Annotated in this window: 1 protein-coding gene; it reads right to left on the bottom strand. The window is 49.5% G+C overall.

Annotated features, from left to right (window positions below):
* Nucleotides 1–952 (bottom strand): FAD-dependent monooxygenase (locus CVN76_RS00990; protein WP_232732037.1); only part of this gene is annotated, 952 nt, incomplete at both ends.

Genomic DNA, 952 nt, shown 5'->3' with positions numbered 1-952 from the left:
TAAGATCGGCCAATAAATCGGCATCTTTCATGGCGCAATTCAGCCCGAAAGCGCCTGTAGGCGTCATCGTATGGGCCGCGTCGCCCATTAAAGCAACTCCATCCTTCGTCCACGTTTCGCAATAGCTGCTGTGAACGTCCAATAATATGAAGTCATGCCAGGAGCGGATATTTTCCCGCGCACTTTCGATCAATTCAGGAAAGGCCAGCAGCAATTTTTCGATGAAAGGCTCAAAAGGCTGTTTTCGCAACTGGGGAAAAGAGTCGTGCTCTATATTCCAGCCAATTTGGATCGCCCCTCCCGTTTGAGTGAAGAGGGCGACTTGGGAGTCATTGACCAGTGCCATCTTGATTGAGGGCTGCCATCCCTTAGGAGCCGGGATTTTTGCCCACAACAGATCGTAGCCATGATTTTTAATCACGGCTTTAATCCCCGCTTTTTTCCGGACCGTGGAAAACCTCCCGTCGGCCCCGATGATCAATGGACTTTCGACAATCATGTCCTTTCCCTCTTTCCGGACCTTGACACCCGTAAACCGGCCCCGGTCATTCTGAATCAAGTCCGTTACCCGGCTATTGAGCATCAATCGAAAGGTGTCCAACTTTTTCGCTTCATCCAATATCGCTGAAAGCAAATGATTTTGAGGTACATGTATCCCAACATGATCTACCGGCCATTCAGGAAAAATCCGTTTAAATAAGCGGCCACCTTGCCAATATTCGATTCGGTCCATCCTTAGCAAGCCGAGCCTTTCCACAGTCTCGAATAAACCATGCTTTTTAAGGATGTCCTCTCCTTCCTCATTCAGGAACTCCCCCCTGAACTCCCTTGACACGTCAGAATGCCTTTCAAGCAGGACGACCGATATGCCCCGCTTGGCCAAAAGATAGGCTAACAGTGCTCCTCCAGGGCCAGACCCCACTATGCATACATCAGTTTTAACCACCATCAT

This window comes from Bacillus sp. mrc49 (assembly GCF_002803435.1).
This window is presented reverse-complemented; position numbering and strand designations above follow the sequence as displayed.